This is a genomic window from Affinundibacterium nitidum (genome assembly GCF_014284155.1).
Lineage (GTDB): Bacteria > Pseudomonadota > Gammaproteobacteria > Burkholderiales > Burkholderiaceae_D > Undibacterium > Undibacterium nitidum.
In genome coordinates this window covers 1,088,941-1,112,392 of record NZ_JACOFZ010000001.1, presented here as the reverse complement: position 1 = coordinate 1,112,392, position 23,452 = coordinate 1,088,941, and the positions used below count along the sequence as shown (strand labels likewise).

Here is a 23,452-nt window from a genome sequence, read left to right as displayed (position 1 = left end):
TATCTCTTAAATTGCCAGAATGGATTACTTTTTCTGCGCTAACACATAGGCAACAATCGCATTGGCATGTCCGTGCCCCATGGCATGCTCAGATTTGAGGACGTTGACGATTTCCATGTGTTTTAAATGGAGATGTTTTTCAACGATAGCGAACCAATGATCCATGGGTTGCTCGTACTTTTTTTCGATAGATGGAAAATAGGAGGCGGGGCCTTTTACTTTTTCTGTCATGTTCAATTTCCTTTTGAATTGAGGGAGAACGAGGGGGCTACATGGCTTGGCTTCGAATAGTATCGCTCTTGCGGCTTACAACGGTCCATTGACCTGGTAGGTGTTAAACACAATGCCAGAAGGAGTAGCCAGGGTTTTGATGAGTGTGAATTTTTGCGCTGTCGTGCCTTCCACAAAAAAACGTTTTCCTGTACCGAGTAGCACTGGGTAGATTGCTAGCCACACTTCATCGACAACCCCGTGTTCGAGTAAGCTTGAGGTAAGGCTTGAGCTACCCGCTAGAATAATATCGGGTCCTGGTCGTGATTTAATCTGGCGCACGCTTTCTATAATGTCACCCTCGACTGCTTCGACTGGCCCCCAAGAGAGGCTTTCCGGGTGATGTGTTACGACATACTTGGTCGCTGCATTCAGCAGGTCACCCATAGGGTTTACTAGCATCGTCGGCCAATATCCAGACCAAATATCGTAGGTGTGTCGGCCTAAAAGTAAATCTAATTCTGAACCGTAGGCGGCCAACATCGCTTCTCGTCCGGTTGGTGTACGGTAGGGCGCAGTCCAATCACTAAACGGGAAACCGTCACCATCATCTGAATGTTGGATGATGCCATCGAGTGAGATGTGTTCGATGATTTTGAGTTTTCTCATGTGGATTTTTTCGATGTAATTGTGATGGTTTACGGTTTGAATTATGGGGTCTCATCAATCCAAAATGCCCATAGGAGTCTTTACAAAAATATTCACTGCTTAATGTTTTTCGATGCAGCGCGCTCTGCCTTAAGCTCCTCAATCAGCTCAGCTGCCTTTTTCTTGCCCCATTCCTGTCCAATTGCTGCCCCTTCAGACATGACAAGTGGGAGCTCTTTGAGCAGACGTTGCCCAGATGGAGTTCGATAGAAGTCAACTGCTGCTTGAAGATCCTCTATCGAGAAGTGGCGGTCGTAAACAACGATGATCGAATCAACTAATTCTTCTGCATTCAATTTTTTTGCGAAACGGTCCCACACTTCATTCGGAACACCAGGATAGGCTGGCTTAAAGGAATTAATTAACTGGGTCACCATTTTATTGCCAAGATTTGTCGAGCCAGAGAGGGTAATTAGCTCTTTGATGACGGCGACTTTTTGCGGATCAGGTGTTTTCACTTCTTTAGTTTGGCCTTGTGCACTAAAAGAAATAACCAAACCCAAAATGGCAGCACTGATTGTTGTTTTGAATGATTGCATTGTTGATTCCCTCTGTTTGATCTAAGGTATTTAAAAATGTTAGCCCGACGTGTGGGACCCCGAATTCTTTGCTTGAGCTGAATTCTTGCGGCGAGCTCGGTCTCTAACGCTTGTATGTAATGTTCAGGGGGGTGAGCACTGCCTACAATATGAACTTCACTTGTGATCCGACCACCAGTAGTCGCGTATTACCCGCAAGCCTCGCTAAGGGATTGCTGGCCCTCGCAGAAAAACAAAGATAAGTGGCCTCTCAATTGTTTGTTCTGTTTGAAGCGTGAATTGTTGACCACAAGAATGCGTCAATGATTCGAGCGCTTCTTGGACTATTACCTGCGCCTTTTTTAAAGAAATCAAAATCCAAGTCCTAGTCATGGCGTTCAATAGTTAAGTTTGAAGTTTAACTTGGCATATTCAAAAAGACAATTCGATTTCAAAACGCTTGAAGTCTGCATAGCGCATCACTTGCATCATTTTCCTCAAACAGTTGTTTTAAACGTTGAGGAAAATCCCAACGAGAAATTTGGAATTTGGATCGAGACAGCCGCATTTAATTAAGCGCGTGTTTCATTGTTATGCATTTCGGCAAATATTTTCCATTAGGAGAAATACCGAACGCAATACGATCTTGGCATTGGATCTTTCTTTCTACTTCATCTGCCTCAAAGCGGCATCTGCCAGCTTCCAACTAGTTTCAAGTTCAGGCTTCACAGCCTGTGCTTCACTCGTTTTACCTTGTGCGATTAAGGCGTTGCTTAAACCTTGCAGTGACCAACCACTGCGCAAGTGTTCTTTGAGATCTGTACGGAAACTGTGTTCCGCTTCAGCAAAGCGTTTTGCTTGTAGCTGCATCATGCCTAGGCGTCTGCGCGTGGCACCGCCGAGTGTTGGCGGTTCTGTACTATCAGCATCATTCGAAGCGGTGACGGCTTCGTTCTGTTCTTTGATGGCGTCGTCAAAACGTTTTTCTGCCAATGCAATTTCCGCGCGAAGTTGATGTTGGGCTGTTCCAGCAATACTGCGAATTAGTTTTCCGACGTAGTCATTGCTCGTATTCTTCTTAATTAATTCAGCAGCGGCAGGTTCTAGTTTGGCGAGTGATGCTTTGGCGGTGGCAATATCACCTTTACGCGCATACGCTGTGCCGCGCGCCATTTCGCCTAAGGCTGTTGCTACGCCATGATTACCGCTTGGCATGGACTCGGTTTGCAGAGTATCCCAGCGTTGTAAATACATTAGTGTCAGTATTGGTAAGCTACGTACGTATTCGCCATATTCATGATCTCCTGTCGAGGCTGCGGCAGCGGCTCTGGCTGTTTCTATGGCGAGATCTCCACGACCTTCCATCAGCGCGCCATACCATTGGAAGTGACGATTGTGACCACGCCAGTCTTTGGTATCGGCGAAGTTTTGACGTTTCAGTTCGACCATCATCGCTTCATCGGCGGCAACCGCAAGTTGATTCACGCGTGTGGCATCGGCATAGCGCCCAATTTGTGCATAGGTATGCGAAGGCATGTGCAATAAGTGTGGCGACTTAGGTGCTAGGGCACCTAAGCGATCCGCAGCCGCTTCGGCGCGGCCCGCCACTTGTACAGCGTCGACACTATGAATCATGTAGTGATTGAGGCCTGTGTGGTTGGGGTAGGCCTTTAGGGCCGCTTCAATACGTGTGGCGAGCTCACCAATTCTACCGCCGGGTTTGCCTTGTTTGTCCCACCAATCTTCGGTGGTAGCGACCATTTCCGCTTCGGCGTAGATCGCCAACACGTCCGGATCGTTCGGAAATTGTTCCACAAGTTTGCGCATGCGATCGGCATAAGCGACGTCAAGCGGATTGGCACGTTCTACGCTTTTTCCGGCAACGGCACAGACTTGCCCCATCAACGGCGTCACCTCGCGTTTAACGCTGTCGTGAGCATAACGTAGTGCGAGCGATTCGATCAATGCTTGATCACGCGCTGAGGAACCAGCACTATGTTTGAGGGCGTAATCCACATATTTTACGGCTTCGGTCAAATCACCTCGCGAAGGGTTGTTGATGTTCGGTCCCATTTGATTGGCGATACCCCAAGCACACATGGCGCATTCCGGATCTTTGGCCAAAGCAGCTTTAAAAGCGCGGATCGCTTCATCACCATTAAAGCCATACATCTGCGAAACCCCTTGGGCGAATAATTTCTGTGCTGCCAGATTGCCTTTTGAGGGAATCAAATTTCCACCGCCAAAGCCATCGAGTACCGGCGCTGTTGCATGTTGGTCAGGTAGGAAAGGAATCGATGAACAAGCGGCCATCACGGTGATGGCGACGGCGATGGCTGAGAGGCGAGGTAGGGATTGCGTGTTCTTGAAAGGGAGGCGCATATTGGAAGCCTAATCTTGGAAAGTTCCGCGTAGTATAGTCCTCGCGGCAGTGAGTGTCTTCAAAAATTAGGCGGTGTTTCCTCGATGCATGATGAATGTTGTGTTGAGGGGCTAAGTATTGAAGGTTAAGGCTCCAAAGTCGGCAAGTAATCGATATAAGCATCAAAGATCCAACCATTCAATTCTTTGACTTCTTCTGTGTAACGCAAGGGCATCGAGTAGACCTTGACTTTGATCCAGCGTCCTTCACGGCTGCTAATATTTTCGCAAACGCGCTTGCTATCAATGACTTCGAACATAGTTCCAAATGGCAAGGTGTCGACTTTGTTGCTGGTAGCGCTAGCTTCGCTACGTAGTTGAACTTTATCGGCAATTAACACTGCATACGGCTTTGTGTTGGCGGTGCAATTGAGAACTTGATTGGGGGCTTTGCACAAGCCATTTTTATAATAGTCAATGATGTCAGCGAGCGCTTTGAGGTCTTTGACTTCTTTGTCTTTGCCCTTGGGCGGGAAAGCGATACCCATGCAAGTTTTACCTGGTACGCATTCGGGGATTGTGACACCCGTTTGTGGGCTGCCGATGGAGCCACCTTCATATTCGCAGCGATTTTGTGCCAAGTCTTTGTCTGCCTTCGAGAGCGGGGCATTAATGGCGGCGCTACACCAGCTATAGCTATACGCTCGGTGCGCAATACTCATGATCGATCGCTCATAGATTTCGATTTTCGTCGTTTGTCGGAAATCTGCGCCGAGTTCACATAGATTCTTCACTACATTGGATTGTGCATTGGCTGTTGCGTAGGCGAGTGGCGTCACACCAGAAGCATTTGGACTATCTAGCTTGTGGCCTTCCTTTGCAAGGAAACTGAAAGTTGTTTTATCTGCGCCACTCTCTGCTGCGACATCGACCACGCTACAACTGGCGCGTTGACGGCAACGTGCTAACCATCCGGCTTCTTTGAAAGCATTCAACATCGCTAGTCGTTGGGCGTCATCGGCTATGGCCACAGCTTCGCTCATCCAGTAATTCTCGACGATGGCTTGCCATTCTTTACGCACGTTGGCAGCGAGATAGGCATTTGCTTTGCTGAGGTCAGTGTCTCCCGCACGGGTCGAATGTACGAGCTTGAGATAGTCATCGAACCAAGCAGACTTCGCTGCTCCTTTTTTGCAAAGGCCAGATTTGATAAAGCTAGTGGTAATGACCTCGGCTGCACGAGCGCGTGCATGTAATAAGGCAAAGCCTTGATCTTGTGTCGCGGAATTCAGTCTTTCAGTGAGCCTTTCCAAAATCGGAGGTTCGACTACTTTCTTCCCTTCATGTATGTAGCTGGCAGGTAGGAGTGGATTCACACCGTTGTCGCAGTGGATTTTGACGACGGCAAAGCTGTTTGAGATTGTTGTATCTTCAGGTAGATTGAGTACAGCCGCCGACTCCAATGATCCGCGATCAGATTTGAAGCCTTTGCTAAGCAACCATTCGACCATCTGCGGTTTGGGGTCATTCATGCTAGCGTATTGCATCGGTTGACAGCTTCGTAGCTTATTGCAGGCTTTGATCCAACCTAAACCTTCAAGGTACTGAGTTAAAACCACATTGCCCGACATCGCAGAATAATTAAAGGCTTCGGCAAGTTGATCACCACTATATTTTTCTTTGGCGAGGATGCGCTTGACTGCTTTAAGATCGCCACTCATAAAAAATTGGCCATCTGTTTCCTCCCATGTCGCGCCATGAGCGGAGAGGCTAGCCAAAAGAAGTGCCATGCAGGTGAGCGGCTTAAACAGAAGTTTCATAAAGCAATCTCAGTAAGGAAGATGCCAGATGCTAGCTTGCGACTCTTTTCTTTGCAATGAAAAGAAGTTGAGGTATTACCGGGAGGTGCGGGAAGGGTAGCGAGGTAGGATCGCTGCTTCGGTCATTCCTGCCTTCACAGGAATGACCGAGTGACTCAGTTGCCAAGCTAATGGCGAAAAGTTATTTCAAATCAAAACGATCTGCGTTCATTACTTTGACCCAGGCTGCGACAAAGTCTTCCACAAACTTTTCCTGTGCATCGCTCGCTGCATACACCTCAGCCAAGGCCCGCAATTGTGAATTGGATCCGAACACCAAATCGACGGTTGTGCCCGTCCATTTCACCTTACCTGTGCTGCGATCGCGACCTTCGAGTACGCCAGCTTGTGTTGTGGATTTCTTCCATTGCGTGCGCATATCGAGCAAGTTGATGAAGAAGTCTTGGCTCAATGCTTCAGGACGATTCGTGAATACGCCATGGGCAGTTTTTCCTGTATTGGCATTCAAACTACGCAAGCCACCGACCAGCACTGTCATTTCCGGCGCACTGAGATTCAACAACTGCGCTTTGTCGATCAAGAGTTCGGCCGCATGGTTTTCCAAGCCAGCGCGAACATAATTACGGAAGCCGTCGGCAGCGGGTTCTAAGACAGCGAAAGATTCCACATCGGTTTGTTCTTGACTTGCGTCCATACGGCCTGGGCTGAACGGGACTTCGACCCTATGCCCAGCTTTGAGTGCAGCAGCTTCGATGGCAGCACCACCGGCCAATACAATGAGGTCGGCAAGCGAGACTTTTTTGCCGCCATGCTGTTCAGCGTTGAAGCTTGCTTGAATTTGTTCAAAGCTAGTCAAGACTTTATGCAATTCGAGTGGTTGATTCACTTCCCAATCCCGTTGGGGTGAGAGGCGAATACGCGCACCGTTAGCACCGCCGCGTTTATCACTGCCACGGAAAGTCGACGCTGAAGCCCATGCGGTGTTGACCAGTGCAGAAATCGACAAACCAGAGGCCAGTACGCGGGCCTTCAACTCAGCGATGTCTTTTGCATCGATTAAAGGATGGTCTAGTGCTGGAATGGGGTCTTGCCAAATCAATGTTTCACTCGGTACCAATGGGCCTAAGTAACGTGCAACTGGGCCCATATCACGATGTGTGAGTTTGAACCAAGCTCGCGCAAAGGCATCCGCAAATGCTGCTGGGTCTTGATGGAAACGACGAGAAATCTTTTCGTACTCCGGGTCTAAGCGCAAAGACAAATCGGCGGTGGTCATGATCGGCGGATGTTTCTTACTTGGATCATGTGCATCCGGAATCAAATGTTCAGGCTTGCAGTCTTTCGCGACCCATTGTTTCGCTCCTGCTGGGCTCTTGGTGAGTTCCCATTCGTAGCCGAATAACATATCGAAATAGCCGTTATCCCAAGTGGTAGGATTTGGTTTCCATGCACCTTCGATACCGCTGGTGGTGGTGTGCACACCCTTGCCAGAGCCGAGTTGATTGATCCAACCAAAACCTTGCTCCTCAATGCCTGCAGCTTCTGGTTCTGGACCAACCAAACTCGGATCACCCGCACCATGGGCTTTACCAAAGGTGTGTCCGCCAGCAATCAGAGCGACCGTTTCTTCGTCATTCATCGCCATGCGGGCAAAGGTTTCGCGTACATCGCGACCAGAGGCAACAGGGTCTGGATTACCATCAGGGCCTTCAGGGTTTACATAGATCAAGCCCATTTGCACGGCAGCCAACGGGTTTTCTAATTGGCGTTCTCCTGAATAGCGGCTATTGGCTTTATCGCTCGTTGCCAGCCATTCTGTTTCAGCACCCCAGTAAATATCTTCCTCTGGTTGCCAAATGTCTTCACGACCACCGGCAAAGCCGAAGGTTTTAAAGCCCATTGATTCGAGTGCGACATTCCCCGCAAGAATAAACAAATCTGCCCACGAAATTTTGCGACCATATTTTTGTTTGATCGGCCACAGCAAGCGACGAGCTTTGTCGAGGTTGCCATTATCGGGCCAGCTGTTCAAAGGAGCAAAGCGTTGATTGCCGGTGCCAGCGCCACCACGACCATCGGATACGCGGTAGGTGCCAGCGGCATGCCAAGCCATACGAATCATCAAGCCACCATAATGGCCCCAATCGGCTGGCCACCAATCTTGTGAGTCGGTCATTAAGGCTTTGAGGTCGGCAACTACAGCATGTAAATCTAAGCTCTTGAATTCTTCTGCATAATCGAAGTCTTCGCCCATCGGGTTGGAGCTAGGTGAATGCTGGTGCAGGATATTGAGCTTTAGCTGGTTTGGCCACCAAGTCGCATTGCTGGGTGCACCGTGTGCCAATGCTTGCTTGGCGTGTGGGGCTGCCGCCTGAGCAGCGTGGAAAGGGCATTTGGATTCGTTTGACATGACAATCTCCTGGTGGGTAAGTTCGGATAGAACTAAATATCTGTAACGGAATTGATTCTAGGGCTTGGGAATCAATAGGTAAATTTAATTAAATTTATCAAATGGATAAATTTTGACTAATATTAATCATAAAGCTGTGAAGCAGGTGCGCATGACGGGATGAATATGAGGGTGCCTGAGGCAAAGCAGGTAGAACTGAGTCTTGCCTTGTGTTTGAATTCAGCTTAGTTGATTCGCTGAAATCATGTCATTGAATTTGATGCTGCGTTGTGCCAACACAAGTTTCGATTTGCTTGTGAGTGAAAGTGAAGAAGGCCCAACAAGCAGATTGGCGATCTGTTTATTGAGCCTGTTGCGTCGCTTAAAGATTTTGCTTAGTGTTTTACTGCGATCAAGACTCATTCGGGCAAGTGGCACACCGCTTCAATATTATTTCCCTCGGGGTCGATCACAAACGCGCCGTAGTAATTAGGGTGATAGTCAGGTCGCAAACCAGGGCCACCATTGTCGCGCCCACCAGCAGCCATTGCCGCCTCATAAAAGGCATCGACTTCAGCGCGGTTTTTTGCCCGCCATGCAAGGTGGCAGCCGGTTGTTGCCGGCGCACCGCCATAAGGGGATGGGCCATCGATGAACCACACGTCTACCTTTTTGCCATCGGCTTCTGATGGATCAGGGTAGGAAAACCCGACGATGTTCATCCCATAGTTGCCTTCGAAGTACAAACTATAACCAAGCGGTGCAAGCGCTGCCTGGTAAAAATGTTTAGCACGGGCGATATCAGTAACGCGAAATGTCATGTGGTCGAGCATGGTAACAATCTCCAAATTGGGTGGTTAAAAGCGCTTTACGTCGTTCAATTACAAAACAAAAATACTGTACATCCATTCAGTATTTTAGGCAAGATAAAGAATCGCTAATAAATTGAACCAAACTAAAAAGAGGGGACCTGACGAAGTGTCGTTAGCACTTAGGTGGCTTTACGGCCAGTGGCAATTGTGATGTGTAAAAATTGTTGAACCTTAAGTGAAGGGCATAGCTGCGCGAGAACCGAATGTTTAGTCGGTAAATCTATTGACCAGATGACTTGAATTGTCGGTGGTGAGATTCCGTGCTGCCACCAAAAGTCGTCGACTTTTGTGGCAGACAATACGACGGTGAGAGAAATGCAATATAGCGGTTCTCTGAATTATTTGCCGTAAAAATAATCTACGAATACTTCAACTAGGACGCCTGAATGATCCTTCCAAAAGCATATTTGAACAGGCAGTCTTTATTGATTCTCTTTTAAATGCTTATGGTAAGCAAAAGTACCAATCACACCGTATACATAGTAATAAATAAAAACGATTGCCAAGATGCCTCCATTAAATGAGCCAGTTTGCGCAATCACGATGATCTTCGAGAGTAAGAAGTAGGCGAGCATAGCCACCGCGCATGCACGGCTCTTTTTGTAAATGCCAAACGTCAAGCCGAAAATAAGGGCCACATCAGAGAGGTTCCAAATACTAAAACCCAGAATCTGACTGCCGTTCATGGCAATGAGGGTGAAGATCAAAGTGATGCTTCCCGAAACAATACCGGTAATCCATGCGTTTTTGATTCTCTTGAGAATGATGTCTGGCACTTCGATTTTAGCCGGTTCGATTTCAACATCGGCGACCGGAGGTGAGTAAGTATTGGTTTGCATGCGAATACGAATTGAATTGTCGGATAGGCATATTAAATCGACAGCCTATTTAAATAAAGTTATTTTTATCTTGGTGCTCTCTCGGTTTGTTCGCCTAGCTTAGGAATTAGTCAGCCAAGATTTTTTCCTTGAGCCATCGTTCTGCCTCAGCGCGATTTGTGAACAATCGTATTGGCACACCCACAGGATCAAACACTTTGGCTTTGATAATCGGGAACATAAAGTCGCGTCCATCAACAGTGTCATCCGCGACAAAGGCAACAGCTTCTGGTGCGATTTGGTGTGACACATAGTTGACAGCGAGGCTCACAAATTGGGCTATGGTTTCTTGTCCCATCATCATGCTGCCGCTGAATAAAGACAAGGTCACAAATTTGCCTGCCGCTTTTGCTTGCATATAAAGTGGCGCGGCTTTTTGCTCGTATTGCTCCAGCAATTCGCGATTGAATGGTCCATAAGCCTCGTCGACGATAATTTGTCCCATGAGTGATTGCTTTACATCGCCATGTGGCGGGAACTTTTCATCGACAAAATCTTCTCGGTAGATCGTGAAGTGAGGTTGTATTTGGCTCATATTGAAAAATGGGTTTATCTACTCTTTCATGTTGGCATTGAATTATACAACTCGCAACCAACCCTTTTCAGTCGCAATGTCAATCTGCCCCAGTACGTAAGTCCACAGTTTCGGCGCTGAGGTTTCTAGATACTTGTTACGTTGTATGACCTGATGCTTCAACACCTGATTTTGCGCCCAGCTACCGCCGTCGTTTTGCATATTTTGGATCAAAGGCAGAATGCGATCCATCGCTTTCGCAAATTGCGCATCGGCGGTTGCTGCGTCTTCAAATTCATGCCATAAGTCGATGAACTTGCTTTTATGCGGTTCGGGTAATAGTCCGAAAATACGTTTTGCTGCAGCGGTTTCTTTGTCTGACTGTTGACCAAGAATGGCGTGGTGATCAAAGGCGAAGGTGTCGCCAGCATCGATCTCGACAATATCGTGAATCAGCAACATCAGACAAACGCGTGAGATGTCGACACTTGCTTCAGCATAGGGAGCAAGTACATGTGCTGTTAAGGAAATATGCCAACTGTGTTCAGCGCTATTTTCATAACGATTATTATCAGTCTTGATCAGTGCTTTGCGGTATATCGCTTTGAGTTTGTCGAGTTCTAGAATGAAATCGAGTTGTTGAGAAAGATCTTGCATTGAGGTTGGGAAATGAAAATGAATAGTCGACATGTGCTCTAGTTCACAAGAGCAAAAAGTATGATTCGATTATAACGCTGGTTTAATATTTGCTATCGATATTCTTGAAACTACCATCGGCTTTTATCTCGCGGAGTTTGCTATTGAGAAACGCGATGGTCGCTGCGTCCATGTTTTTGTTGCAGGCGAGGTAGTAATCAGAAGAGTTGAAGTTAAACAGCATCACCACTTTGTCTTCGAGTTGATTTTCGAGAATGATTTTTTTGCCGTGTGTATCGCCAGCGGCTGCGTAGTCTATTCGCCCGAGCGCGACATTTTTGAATGTGGTAGATGATTCATTGGAAGTGATGACCTGAAAGCCTTTTTCGGAAAGATAGGCGACACTGACATTGCCTACTTCAGTTCCGATTTTGGATTGTTTGATTTCCTCAAGGCGCGTTACCTTGCCGAGTTTATCTGGGTTTCCGAAAATGGCCCAGTTGCCCGTAGCGATAGGACCTATCCATTGAAATGACGTTTCTCGTTCCTTAATTCTTGCGGTAGAAAATACGCAAGTATCAACGTTCTTGCGAGCTAGCTCTAAGGCCCGATTCCAACTCATCATTTTCATCTGGTACGGCAGTTGGCTGCGTTTAAAGAGTTCATGTACCTTGTCAGCAGACTGTCCGTAAATGGCGCCACCATCTTTATCGGCGATGTTCAATGGATAAAGATATTCGGTTGTGATGTTGATCGTCGTTTGTTTCGATTGCGCGATACTTGTTGACGGTGAGGCTAAAAAAGAAGCAGAAGCAATCCCGAGGTATAAGGCGCGAAGCAAAAGCGGCGGTGGCTTGATTCTTTTATTCATGACTTCTGCGAACACCTAACCGGTCGAATTTGAACGAAACATGAAAACAGATGGCGCCAGATTAGTACGCCTGTTCTTATTTTTGAGAATAATTCAAGGCGAGCAGGTGGTCAAATAGAGTGTGGTGCAGAAGGTGGTAAATAGTGAATGAAACCCTATATTTTGCAATCTCTCACAAAAATAATTGGCTACACTTGTTAATTTACTTATTGTTTGTACTAATTGATCGGTGGTCGCCTAGTATTTTGCAGGTGCGGTTTTATTTGTAGTCCATTTGGCTTTGGAGTTTGAATTCAACCGGACAACACTTACTTTAAATTGCAATCGTTGGTCACCAAGGAAGTCTATTGCCCACTTTCGATCGTCAAGTACTGTTTCCTACCTAAACTGATGTAGTACAAAGGCATTAGCAAAGCTTTTGCAAGATGATCGCCATAGGTATTCTTGATCGTGATGCGATTTGATTTGATCTCATTGACCATAAACATTGCGCTAGTACACCAATCAATCTTTGCTTGAAGTTGCTTGGCATCGTCAGGGATGTTCAGCACAGTTTGTGAGTTGGGTTTGATCTTGGTAAGAAACACGCCATCAACAAATAATCGATAGTCTCGAATTTTGTCTTGATATTGACTGGGGCGATGAACAAGAATTTCCACAATGGCTCCGCAAATTTAAAAAATATGAACTTGAACAAGAGAGTAGATTCAAAGGTCCTTTTTGTAAAGTTCAGTTCGCGGGTTGTGAGGAGGCTCTTGATTGGGGGGGTAATTGAAACGAGTCTTCCCACCCACCATATTTCTGGATGTAGATAGGAAGACATCGCCTCAAGAAAGTACTTGCGAACTGCTGAAATCAAAACCGCCTGGAATTAAGATCCCCATTCGATATACTCGATACCGTTTTGAATCTGACCAATAATTTGCGCTTGATTTTCCGGGCTCTCACTAAAGCTGGCGAGTACTTCAGCTCGAGAAAGGTCGCCACTATTGAGTTTGTAATTCCAGTAGTTGAATCCACCGACATCGGGGGAACGATGCAATACGTTGTTATACAAGGTAGTGACGAAAGTGGCGTTACTCGTATAGCTACCATACAGCCAATTGAATTCATCCGATTCGTAAAATGCCTTGGCCACTTTGGTCAAACTCATGCCGTCATCTAATTTATCGATCCAATAGCCTAGGCCTTTTAAGTCTGGCGTACGGTTAAATGCGGCTTGATACAAACGATAGGCTTGTCCCGCAGAGCCGTTCACATCAAATGCCAAGGCGTAATCATCAAACAGCAATCGTTCAACTTGCGAAACGTGATCGACGCCTTCTTGTCCGAGTTTGTCCTTGAGTACAAAATTATTCAATGTGCCGCTGATACTGTATTCATCGATCTTACCCGACATGACAAGAAAGTCGAGGCCGCTACCGCCGTTGATATAGTCGTTGCCTGGGCTATTGATGATGGTATCGCTACCTCCATAGGCTTCGATATTGTCGTCGCCAGTGCTACCTTTCAAATAGTCATGTGCGTAGCTACCATACACATTTATACCAGCCACACTAGTCGCTTCCAGACCAATTACATAATCGGTTGAGGCATACGACAAATTGCTGACCTTGATAAAGAAGTCGCCATGCGAGTAATCACCATTGTAGTCAAAGCTAATGCGACCATCGGAAGTGATATTGGCAAAGCCTTTGTCAACGCCGCTGAGAGGGACGCCAAATCGATCCGTGATTGTGACTTGTATGCCGCTATACGTCTCGCGCCAAGCATTCGCATCGCTGTAATTATTGATGACATCGGTAGAAAGCAAAATGGAATAATGCCCAGGACCATCGAGGTTGAGTTGGTACCAGTCGGTTAAATCGTTGGCAGACAATTTGCCAAACGACACCATGCCGCGTTGCACTTTAAAAGTTGAGCTCAAACTATCCGAATCAAAACCTTTGGTTCTCTCGTCAAAATAACTACCATCGCCATATACGTAAGACATAAAAACTCTCCACTTACTCAAAGATGTTGAACTAGGAGAGACAATCCGCGGTTACCTCTTGAGCAACTAACGCTTGAGATTGGAAAGGCGATGACAGCTTTGTTAAAAAAGTTTAACTCTAGAGGAGAATAGACTCGCCCTAGAGGGCATAGGAGGATATGGGATAGAAGATAGCGCGAGATCTTGGCATTGATCTGCGAATCTGCAATCCCATTTTTGTATTGCCACTAATTGATGTGCTAATTGTGGTTAGTATGTGGCAGTACTTTTGGCAGTGGTTTGATTGCTAACCACTGGCGTTGTTGACGGCAGATCTGCCAAACGTGGCTTGATCACGATCCGATATTGATCATCTTGACTCGTAAATTCAAAGGATGGAGTTTGTGTGATCACTGCGTCCATACTGGGACTCCAAACCAATACCCATTTGTCGCCATCAAATTGATAGATACTTGATTCGACATGCGAACGTTGTCCTTTTGGTTTCTGCGCGACGCTGACAATTTTGATTTGCTTCTCAAGTTCGAAACTTGCTGCTTGACCGAATGTCGAAACTAGTTTTGGTTGCGCCAATAACTCTCCATTTTTCTTGATAGAAATTTCGAAGCGAACGCCTTTGCCTTCCACATTGAGATCAGGTTCGTTAACAAACATGAGGCTACAACCTGCAATGATCATCGATGTGACTAAAGTGATGACGCCGCCTGTGAGGTTTCTGATGTTCACGGGGTGTGTGGCATTGCCTACAAATAAACGAAGGATACGTTGCTTGAGCATAGAATTTCTTCCAAAGTAGTGATTGACGAAAGCGAATCGAGGGCTTATCACCAAATGCATTTCTGCACAGGTTTGTAAGGTTCGCGCATAGGACAGGGCGTCGCCGCAAGCTTGAATCGCTAAATCATCACAGGCATGTTCGCGTTCTTGGTCGATGCGGTTGGATAAATGATGGACGGCGGGGCTGAAGAAAAAAACGATCCTTACCAAGACTTGCACAAAACCGATCAGTACATCATGGCGACGGACATGAGCCAGCTCGTGCAAGACAATCATTTCAACTTGCTGCGGGTTCAGTCCGAGAAAGAGGCTAGTCGGTATCAAGATCACTGGTTTGACGTAACCGATGACGCAAGGCACCGAGATACTTTGTGACAGCCGCATTGCGACATCTTTCCTAACACCGATTTGATGTTTGAGTTGTGCCAACTTAATTTGCCAATCTTCATTCAGTATCGTTGTGTTTTGATGTTTGAGTCGATGAGTCGTCAATACGTCGAACATCAATTTAAACGAGAGAACGATGCACCCGATTAACCAGAACAAAACAAGTAAGCAAAGTGAATTGTAGGAGTCGAAGCGATCAAATTCCGAGATGCTAGTGAATACTTGGTAGACCGAAGTAGAGCTAGGCTCCTTCGCGCCGATTGCGACTTGGCTATCATATAGTCCAAGAAAAGTAGCGAGACTCCATCCTGTGCAAACGACCATCGCGAAGCAAAATAGTTTGCATCTCACATTCGCATTTGTAATTCCGAACATCTGCAAAATGCTATGTGTGGATAGCGCAACGACACTACTTTGCCACATTGATTGGATCATCGTCCAACCAAGCGCAAAGACGACGGCGTTTAGCTCAAGACTTGAAGTGGCCATGATTTCTATTCCTCAAATTGTTGGCTGATTGGTTTGCCGCCTCATTCGACTCGAGCTGATCTAGAAATTTTTTTAACTCTTGTACTTCATCTTTACTCACCTCCTTATTGCCAAAGAGTTGCATGACTAACGCGGTCTTTGATCCAGCGAATGCGCTATTTAAGAGGCGATCGAGTAAAGATCCCTGTGTTGATTGTTGATTTTCAACAGGAAAGTAAATGTGGCTTTTGCCATCTTTCTTGCGACCCAATAGCCCTTTTTGTTCCATGATCTGCATGGTCTTCAAGGTGGTGGTGTAGCCAACGGGCCGAACTTTGCACAATTCGTCATTGACCGCTTGTGTCTTGCTTTCGCCAAGACGCCAGAGAATGGCAAGGATTTCGAGTTCGGCAGGGGTAGGTGGGTTCATAGAGTTTATCAATTCAAAGTTTAAACTACGAAGGTTTTCGTAAATATATACGAAAACTTTCGTAGTTGTGTAAAAAAATTGTGCTGAGTTGTTTTTTGTCTAAGCGCAGATGTTTGGCATTGCGCGTGGAATTAAGGAAGGCTTTAGGAAGGGTAGTGTGAGTGAGGTCTTTCTCTCGCGACCTCGTCAGTCTAGTTGTCTGTGTTTTGTGCCCGTTATCAATGCTTGTTCTGTGTGGTTTCAACTAAGAATCGCACCACCAATGACTAATCCTAAAATCCCAATAACATAGGCAGCAAAAAATTTTCCATAAAAGCCATGTCTCTTTGCACAAAAAAGTGCATAGCCAGGTATTACTAAACAGAGAATTCCTTTTATAGGAGAAAGCTTAAAGGTCATCGCGGTCACATACAACTGTGATAGCAGGATAATGAGTAAGCCGGCGAGTAGTGCCGTGGTTCCGAATGCATGCATTGATATATCTCTGGTACTTGGTGATTGTTTAAGGTCTAAATTTAAATGAAGATCGAGTATTGTCCAAGTGCTTTCACTTTATTTCAAAAGCAATATTGGCCTTTTGCAGTTGAGAATTGATGAGTTCTTTCCATTGATCTTTCGGAGCCCATACTTTGAGAACAGTTTCGTAGGCAAGTGCGGGGTTCTCTTTGGCGACGATTACACGGTACAAGAAGGTCATTGCTGAGGCGCGCATATTGGCTTGGCAGTGAACCAAAACCTTTTGGCCTTGAAATCGCTTCATTGCTTCAACGAACGAGAGGAAGTCTGCCTCTGTCGGGTTTGTCCATTGAACGGGAATATTCACGAAGCTCATTCCTTGATCGCTGACAATCTGTGCTTCGTTCGCAACCGCGTCTGGCGCAGTTGGCGGCGCGAGATTGATGACAGCCTTAAACCCAAGTTTAGAAAGCCCGGCAAGCGATTCTGCCGTTGGTTGGCCTGCGGTAACCAAGTTCTCAGAGATTGCAACGACGTTTCTAGCCTTGATGTTTAGCTCGGTTTGCGCAAATGTGGTCATAGATACAGACAAGGCTATTGATGCGAATAGGGTTTTAGAGATATTCATTGGTAGACTTTGAATTGATATGATTAGAACCAAGAATACTAAGAAAAAACAAAAGCGCAAAGCAGTAATATTGTGATGAAGGTACTTAGCGAAATTAGGGAGCCGGCGCTGTATTTACCGAGCAGAAGATAGGCGTTGAACCAAAAGCCAATAAAGGTAAGCGTTACACCAATTAGCTCTAGCGTTTTCTCGGAAAAAACACTTTTAAATGACTCTGACACATATATAGCCCCAAGAGACCATGGCAATCCCATCACAAGAAGCGGAAAATTCAAAAACAGTCCGAATGATGTTTCTGCACTATTTACTTTAAGACCCATCAGAAAAAAATAGGTGATGAGGTAGGCGACTAGAAAAGGCAAACAAACGTAAACTGCTTTTAGTGCGCGATCGTTATTGGACATGGGGCAAGATAGGCTTGGGTTGATGAGCACCGAGTGTATCTCGTAATGTCAAAAAAGCCAATTCACATCACGTTTTTTCTAAATGGCCGAACGCATCGCAAAGTCTATTTTAGTAGTTTACCTTGACAGAGCTATTCCGCTCGAATACTTGATCGTTGGAATAATTTCCACATTCGAGAACGACACAAGCCCGTTCATGATCTCACTCCTATTGGGCTGGAGCTAGTCGGAGGAATATGGGCTCAATCAATCCTTGCAAATTCCTGCTGCATCCACTTCATCGCCGACGCTTGATTGAGCTTGAAGTCAGGCCGTACCTTTATTTTCGCAATTTGCTCACCATCAAGATCAAACGCACTCAAATACGCATACGGTTCATCTTCATCGGGAATGATTTGTAGACAGATTTTGTAATCCATCTCAGCGCCATTGATGATCAGATTCTTATTCAATGTCGCGTGCAATTGTTGTTCGTGACGGCGTACAAATTCACTGGCGGTTTTGACCAAAGTATTAAACGCATTGTGATCTAAAGGCTTGGGATTTTTCTTGTCGCGCCCCATAGTCCAAGGGCCAACGAGGGCGGGCTCCGCCTGCCCATCTTTGTACATGGCAACTGCCCAGCCATCGTCGTCTTCATTCTTGATCACGCGGGCAGTCCATTCTTTGGCTTGCCAGACGCGGTCTTCTTGTATGAGTTGAACTTCTTGATCAGACATGGCTGCGCTCTTTTATTTCTTTACTGCAGTAGACTTCGCCGTGTTAAATACTTTCACAATGCTGAGACCTTCGCTGCCGGTATCGCAAGTGTAGCTGCCATCTTTTAGCTGGATGAATTGTTCGGTTTCCAACTCTACCACTTGGCCGTTGACGTTCAAAGCACAGCTACCTGTCAACACATACACACGAAATCCGTGTGAGGCTTTGATAGTAATGCTTTGATTAGCTTCATAGGTATTGCTGTAAAACTTAAAATTTTCAGAAGGGCGGTGCTGTTGACGTACGCCGACTTCAGAGATGCTGGTGTCTGAAATGTCAGACCAGGATTGAACTTGTGACATGAATGTCCTTGAGGAGAGTGATGCGATGATTGTCTATTCGGCGCTGCTTCGTTTTTCCGTATTCAAATAGCATCGAGAATTCGAAAAAGAGTGATGAAACAGCGGAGAGGGTGGTGGAGTATACGTGAAATTGGGGATTTGTGACGTAATCATCGTTTGGAGGCGCGTCGGGGCGATTTGGTTTTACCAATCGCCTGTATTTTTCCGTCGATGGTGAACATATCTTGAGACGAACAATTATGATTGATCCAACTTCAGTGCGTAGGGGGGGGGCACCGAATCATCGTGCCCACGCGTTACGTTTGCTGAGGTTGAAAAAATCAAACCCGTAAAAGATCGTTAAATGATGAGCTAGCAATTCCGCTTGGGCACAAAAGGTGTGCTCACTCTACAGGGCTGTGAAATGTGTGATGTCAAGGCGTGCCCCCCGTACTTTGCGTTAACATGATCTCCATAAATCACTAATTGACGATCGATCTCCTAATAGCAGTATCCGTGCGATTTTCGGGTAAATGGTTCTTAAAATGTGTTAAGGCACGACACGATTCCATGCTTTCTTATCGATCCCACATTGGATTTCGACCGAAGGTTTCAGCCTTTTTCGCCGCTTCTGGGGAAACTTCTGTCAATATGGTTGACAGCTGACGCCATACGTCGAGACAGCGCGCTCTTTTGACATCGTTCACTCCCGAAGACCAGTGATAACAATCGAAGAAACCAACAACCTCAGCCGCTTCGTTTAGATTCTGCTTAGCTTTAGACTCAAAAACTTCGACAATTTTGGTAGCAGCGGTTGTGGCTAGAATCGTATCGTCATTTGCAACACCTCTCGAAAGAATGTGCAGTACGATACCTGTGGGTAGCGTCGTCGCCAACGCAACCAAATCCCAATAAGCTTGTCGAGTTAGTTCGACAATAGGGTGTTTTGGACTTGATGGTACTGAGTAGTTTCGACCTCGTGATGCGCCATCTTCGAGTGCGCAATCTAGGCTTTCATTCAAGAATCGTGAGAAATTGCGAAGTATGTTTTGATCGGTAATGTTTGGAGTTAGAAAACTTTGTAAATACCTAGTGTAAGATTGAATTGCGACGGAAAATATCTCTGACTGTGGATTGGCGTTGAGTGCTACTGAACGGTTCCACTCTGCTGCATAGTAAGGGTTGTTACACTCATCGGCAGCATCGAGTAAACGCCTCAACACTATTGGATACCATTTAGCATCAGGATAAGTTAACGCGTTCAACCAAAAATAATGTAAGCCCTTCTCAGTCTCTTTTAGACCTGGCTCGGATTGGACGGCTAGAAAATATTTATCAGCTATGGACCGCAGTTGGGGTTCTGCTGCCTCGAACAAGCCGTACCGCGATCTCCCGTGTTCAAGGTAATTTCGCAACGCATGGATGTAGAATTGCGGCTCGAATGCCTTGAGATTTTGAGCAATCAATAGAATCTTGTTCGGATCATCAGATGAAGAAAAGATATCCCCCGAAAAAGCTCGGGTACCCTCATGATGTTTTTCGATAATCTCATGTACGTATTTTGGATGAGCTGACGATTCGATGACCAAGATATCGAGCAATTGTTCCTCAAGACCGTCCAGCTTGTTGTACCGATCGGGCCAATTGGCTTGAATGAGGAGTCCGAGTTCGATTCGGTCGCGTATTGGCACTTGATCGTCGCTTAACCATTTGGAGACCCGTTGCATCATGTCTTGACCTAGGCGATATTGACGAGATACCGTTGCTGCCCCAATCGCAGCGAGCTTGATTGCAATCAATGGATTTTTCGTGTGCAGAGCATCGAGTTCTTCTAGGTAAGTCGTAGCTGCAACACTGATTGCTTTACACCAATCTGGTTTGCCATATAACTCGCTCTCGGGTAGCTCACACATCTTCCGAGCAAAAGGCGCAAAATCAAACAACGGCGTCAACGACACCAGACTGGCTCGAAATTGCTCGCGCTTTTTCTCTGCATTTTCGTCAAATGAGATTTGGCAAGTCCAACTCAGCTCACTTGAGCTTGCCTTTGTTTTTGATTCGTCATTTTGCATTCTGATAGTAACCAATTTATTTAGGATATGATCCAAAAATTTCGCTAATCTTAGATAAAGCTGTTTTGATAAATTTGTCGTAGACATCAAGCTACGATGCCGCTGCAATGGTCATAAGAAGTAGCATGAAGTATCCAGTAAAGTCTAACGTAAAGATTTGCGGCGCATTTATGCGTCCGCCAACATTGCCTTGTTAGGTGGTGTTACCTCAAAGCCGAAGACCTAGAAATTAGCTCTTGCGGCGTCGATAATCCAAAGCTCCATGACCATATACTATTGATATTTAGAATTATTCCTTGAGTAGTTTCGGCAATTATAGCCACCAAATCTACAAAGTCGGCATCCTCGTACTCCCCTTCTGGTGCTATGTAATAACTACAACCAACCGACTCCCAACCGCGCGACAAACTTTCTATGTCTATGAGGTTCGATCGTTTTTCATCTAAATATTCAATTGGAGGATGAATTTTGAAATCTTTACGGGAGTCACTATTTCGGAAATTAAAAAGCTTCCCCCTGAATTCAATTTTATATAAGTAACCTTTACTAATTTCATTCACTTCGATTTTGGTGTTCGCTCTTGTCTTAAGCAATTCCCAATTCAACGGAAAAGTTGGTATAACTCCTATGACGGAAGACATTATTCACCTAACGCTTATTCAATTTGCAAAAATGAAGTTTAACTCGGATTATCAAAAAAACCAATTTGCGTGAAGTCTCTTGAAACCCGCATTTTGCTTGGCTTAAATTAGTTCCACTGTACAAACCTGAGATATAACGAAATCGAGAAAAGTGCAGATCACAGAATTTGGAAATCTACGATTTGAACATCAAATACCAACAAAAAAGGGCGACAATTTGTCGCCCCTTATTGATTCAAGCTCAAAGCAATAAATTAGAAACGCACATTCCCTGGTGTACGTGGGAACGGAATTACGTCACGCACATTGCCCACGCCAGTGATGTAAGACACCGCGCGTTCGAAGCCTAAGCCGAAACCAGCGTGTGGTACTGTGCCGTAGCGGCGTAGGTCGCGGTACCAGTAGTACGGTTCTTTCGCCAAGCCGACTTCTTCCATACGTGCGTCTAATACGTCTAAACGTTCTTCGCGTTGTGAGCCGCCGATGATTTCGCCGATGCCTGGGGCCAAGATGTCCATCGCTGCTACGGTTTTGCCGTCGTCGTTCATGCGCATGTAGAAAGATTTGATGTCCTTCGGATAGTTTTGCAGAACCACTGGGCCATTGACGTGTTTCTCAGCGAGATAGCGCTCGTGTTCAGATTGCAGATCGGTGCCCCATGACACTGGGTATTCGAATTTTTGACCGCAGTTTTGCAAGATGTTGACCGCTTCGGTGTAGTCCATACGTACGAATGGTTTGGCGATCATGTTTTGCAACTTAGCGATCACACCTTTCTCTACACGCTCTTCGAAAAAGGCCATGTCGTCTGCACGTTCATTCAACACTGCAGTGAACACATATTTCAACATGGCTTCAGCGAGGTCAGCATTTTGTTTGAGGTCAGCAAAAGCGACTTCAGGTTCGATCATCCAGAACTCAGCCAAGTGGCGGCTGGTGTTGGAATTTTCTGCGCGGAAGGTTGGGCCGAAAGTATAAACTTTGGACAAGGCCATGCAATAGGTTTCTACGTTCAACTGACCAGACACCGTGAGGAAGGTTTCTTTGCCGAAGAAGTCTTTAGAGAAGTCTGGCTTGCCTTCTGGTGTTTTTGGGAAGTTCATCATATCCAAGGTGGATACGCGGAACATTTCGCCTGCGCCTTCGCAATCAGATGCAGTCAGGATTGGGGTGTTAACCCAGTAAAAATCTTGTTCATGGAAGAAGCGGTGAATGGCTTGTGCGATGGAGTGGCGTACACGTGCTACTGCACCCATGATGTTGGTGCGTGCGCGCAAGTGTGCGTTCTCACGCAAGAATTCCATGCTGTGTGGTTTTGGTTGAATAGGGTAGGTGTCTGGGTCTTCGACCAAGCCAAATACTTGCACGCTTTCAGCCTGCATTTCGAAACTTTGACCGCCGCCTTGTGATGGCACGATGTTGCCAGTCGCAGCAAAAGAAGCACCGGCTGTCAAATGCAAGACTTCGCTGTCGTAATTGCCCAAAGTGTTTGGCACGACGATTTGCAAAGTACCGAAGCAAGAGCCATCGGTTAAGGCCAAAAAGGATACGCCTGCTTTGGAATCGCGGCGGGTACGCACCCAACCTTGCACGGTGACGGTAGTGTCACTCGGGGCTTTGCCGTTGAGGACGTCTTTAACGCTGAAAGTTGCCATGTTTTATTTCTCCAATATTTCGACGAGGATTTTTGAAAAGGCATTCCGTAATGCTATTTCTCGAAATTCTCTAGTGGCGCATATGATAGCCGTTTGCGCCGTTAAAACCAATTTGTGTTGGTTACTGAATTGCCGTCGCTCTTATTGAGTTGGGCTTGGGTGTTGCTTTTTTTCTTAATCTTCATTTTGCTGAGTCAGCGATAAAGCTTATCTCAGAATTACTCTTTCTGTTTCTCGACGTTTGCAGGTCGGGGGTAGCCCGACAGCTAGTTACCTTTTTTGTCTCGCCAAAAAAGGTAACCCAAAAAAGGCGACCGCACTAAATCGCCCTTCGGGTCCCCAATGCCGCACAACAAAAAATGGGAAAGTGTTGAAACTCGCTGCGCTCAGACAACAACACTTTCTTTTTCCATTTTCTGTTGAGCATCATTGGCGATTTAGAAGCGGAAAAATCGCGCTCTCTCGACGGCTTCCACGCCCGACAAAAACTTCCTATTACCGATCTCTCTCCAAGATCAAGATGTATTTACTTATTTCACCCATCGTATTAGAGGGCTCCAAAATTTGGATCAATCTCCATCCTTCGCTGGCATGTTCGTTGAGAGCAGTCTGTATATCAGGGTCACCCTTGGTGAGAAAACCGCTCTTGAACTCCAAATTAACTGTTTTGTATTCTTTCATTACAAATTTTCTTAAATTCGGTTCCAGTATCGTAGGGCGGGTG

The 23,452-nt window shown here is 46.0% G+C and carries 22 protein-coding genes; all 22 read right to left on the bottom strand.

Annotated features, from left to right (window positions below):
* Positions 1–24: 24 nt before the first annotated feature.
* A complete protein-coding gene (locus H8K36_RS04820; protein WP_222611112.1) occupies positions 25–237 on the bottom strand; it encodes a DUF4287 domain-containing protein in 213 nt (70 codons plus the stop codon).
* A 69-nt stretch (positions 238–306) separates the two neighbouring features.
* Positions 307–879 carry a dihydrofolate reductase family protein gene (locus H8K36_RS04815; protein ID WP_186914828.1) on the bottom strand — a complete coding sequence of 191 codons (573 nt, stop codon included), beginning with the start codon at positions 877–879 and terminating at the stop codon, positions 307–309.
* A gap of 92 nt (positions 880–971) precedes the next feature.
* On the bottom strand, positions 972–1,457 hold the full coding sequence (locus H8K36_RS04810) for a DUF2059 domain-containing protein (protein WP_186914829.1): 486 nt from the start codon (positions 1,455–1,457) through the stop codon (positions 972–974).
* A 645-nt stretch (positions 1,458–2,102) separates the two neighbouring features.
* Entirely contained in the window at positions 2,103–3,818 is a 1,716-nt protein-coding gene (locus tag H8K36_RS04805) for a tetratricopeptide repeat protein (protein ID WP_186914830.1), read from the bottom strand.
* Positions 3,819–3,943: 125 nt separating this feature from the next.
* Positions 3,944–5,617, bottom strand: coding sequence for an SH3 domain-containing protein (locus H8K36_RS04800; RefSeq protein WP_186914831.1), 1,674 nt, complete (start codon positions 5,615–5,617; stop codon positions 3,944–3,946).
* Positions 5,618–5,798: 181 nt separating this feature from the next.
* On the bottom strand, positions 5,799–8,027 hold the full coding sequence (gene katG / locus H8K36_RS04795; RefSeq protein WP_186914832.1) for a catalase/peroxidase HPI: 2,229 nt from the start codon (positions 8,025–8,027) through the stop codon (positions 5,799–5,801).
* 398 nt (positions 8,028–8,425) lie between these two features.
* Positions 8,426–8,839 (bottom strand): VOC family protein, encoded by a 414-nt coding sequence (locus tag H8K36_RS04790; protein ID WP_186914833.1) that lies wholly within the window; start codon positions 8,837–8,839, stop codon positions 8,426–8,428.
* 461 nt (positions 8,840–9,300) lie between these two features.
* Complete coding sequence (locus H8K36_RS04785) at positions 9,301–9,717, bottom strand: hypothetical protein (protein WP_186914834.1); 417 nt, start codon at positions 9,715–9,717, stop codon at positions 9,301–9,303.
* A 106-nt stretch (positions 9,718–9,823) separates the two neighbouring features.
* Complete coding sequence (locus tag H8K36_RS04780) at positions 9,824–10,291, bottom strand: hypothetical protein (protein WP_186914835.1); 468 nt, start codon at positions 10,289–10,291, stop codon at positions 9,824–9,826.
* A 42-nt stretch (positions 10,292–10,333) separates the two neighbouring features.
* Positions 10,334–10,960: an HD domain-containing protein gene (locus H8K36_RS04775; RefSeq protein WP_222611111.1), complete on the bottom strand. Its 627-nt coding sequence runs from the start codon at positions 10,958–10,960 to the stop codon at positions 10,334–10,336.
* 49 nt (positions 10,961–11,009) lie between these two features.
* On the bottom strand, positions 11,010–11,777 hold the full coding sequence (locus tag H8K36_RS04770; RefSeq protein ID WP_186914836.1) for a substrate-binding periplasmic protein: 768 nt from the start codon (positions 11,775–11,777) through the stop codon (positions 11,010–11,012).
* 344 nt (positions 11,778–12,121) lie between these two features.
* The gene (locus H8K36_RS04765) at positions 12,122–12,436 is read right to left on the bottom strand and encodes a hypothetical protein (protein ID WP_186914837.1); all 315 of its coding nucleotides are present in this window, start codon (positions 12,434–12,436) and stop codon (positions 12,122–12,124) included.
* A gap of 212 nt (positions 12,437–12,648) precedes the next feature.
* The gene (locus H8K36_RS04760; RefSeq protein WP_186914838.1) at positions 12,649–13,770 is read right to left on the bottom strand and encodes a DUF4214 domain-containing protein; all 1,122 of its coding nucleotides are present in this window, start codon (positions 13,768–13,770) and stop codon (positions 12,649–12,651) included.
* 249 nt (positions 13,771–14,019) lie between these two features.
* The gene (locus H8K36_RS04755; protein WP_186914839.1) at positions 14,020–15,423 is read right to left on the bottom strand and encodes a M56 family metallopeptidase; all 1,404 of its coding nucleotides are present in this window, start codon (positions 15,421–15,423) and stop codon (positions 14,020–14,022) included.
* Positions 15,404–15,832: a BlaI/MecI/CopY family transcriptional regulator gene (locus tag H8K36_RS04750; RefSeq protein ID WP_186914840.1), complete on the bottom strand. Its 429-nt coding sequence runs from the start codon at positions 15,830–15,832 to the stop codon at positions 15,404–15,406. Before H8K36_RS04750 ends, H8K36_RS04755 begins: the two co-directional genes overlap by 20 nt.
* Positions 15,833–16,379: 547 nt before the next feature.
* The gene (locus H8K36_RS04745; protein ID WP_186914841.1) at positions 16,380–16,916 is read right to left on the bottom strand and encodes a protein tyrosine phosphatase family protein; all 537 of its coding nucleotides are present in this window, start codon (positions 16,914–16,916) and stop codon (positions 16,380–16,382) included.
* A gap of 646 nt (positions 16,917–17,562) precedes the next feature.
* Positions 17,563–18,039, bottom strand: coding sequence for a hypothetical protein (locus H8K36_RS04740; RefSeq protein WP_186914842.1), 477 nt, complete (start codon positions 18,037–18,039; stop codon positions 17,563–17,565).
* A gap of 12 nt (positions 18,040–18,051) precedes the next feature.
* On the bottom strand, positions 18,052–18,381 hold the full coding sequence (locus tag H8K36_RS04735; protein WP_186914843.1) for a hypothetical protein: 330 nt from the start codon (positions 18,379–18,381) through the stop codon (positions 18,052–18,054).
* Between the two features lie 557 nt (positions 18,382–18,938).
* Positions 18,939–20,432 carry a hypothetical protein gene (locus H8K36_RS04730; protein ID WP_186914844.1) on the bottom strand — a complete coding sequence of 498 codons (1,494 nt, stop codon included), beginning with the start codon at positions 20,430–20,432 and terminating at the stop codon, positions 18,939–18,941.
* Positions 20,433–20,635: 203 nt separating this feature from the next.
* The gene (locus tag H8K36_RS04725) at positions 20,636–21,073 is read right to left on the bottom strand and encodes a hypothetical protein (protein WP_186914845.1); all 438 of its coding nucleotides are present in this window, start codon (positions 21,071–21,073) and stop codon (positions 20,636–20,638) included.
* 254 nt (positions 21,074–21,327) lie between these two features.
* Positions 21,328–22,728: an asparagine--tRNA ligase gene (asnS, locus tag H8K36_RS04720; RefSeq protein WP_186914846.1), complete on the bottom strand. Its 1,401-nt coding sequence runs from the start codon at positions 22,726–22,728 to the stop codon at positions 21,328–21,330.
* A 495-nt stretch (positions 22,729–23,223) separates the two neighbouring features.
* Positions 23,224–23,409 carry a DUF4177 domain-containing protein gene (locus H8K36_RS19700; protein ID WP_186914847.1) on the bottom strand — a complete coding sequence of 62 codons (186 nt, stop codon included), beginning with the start codon at positions 23,407–23,409 and terminating at the stop codon, positions 23,224–23,226.
* Between the last annotated feature and the right edge of the window lie 43 nt (positions 23,410–23,452).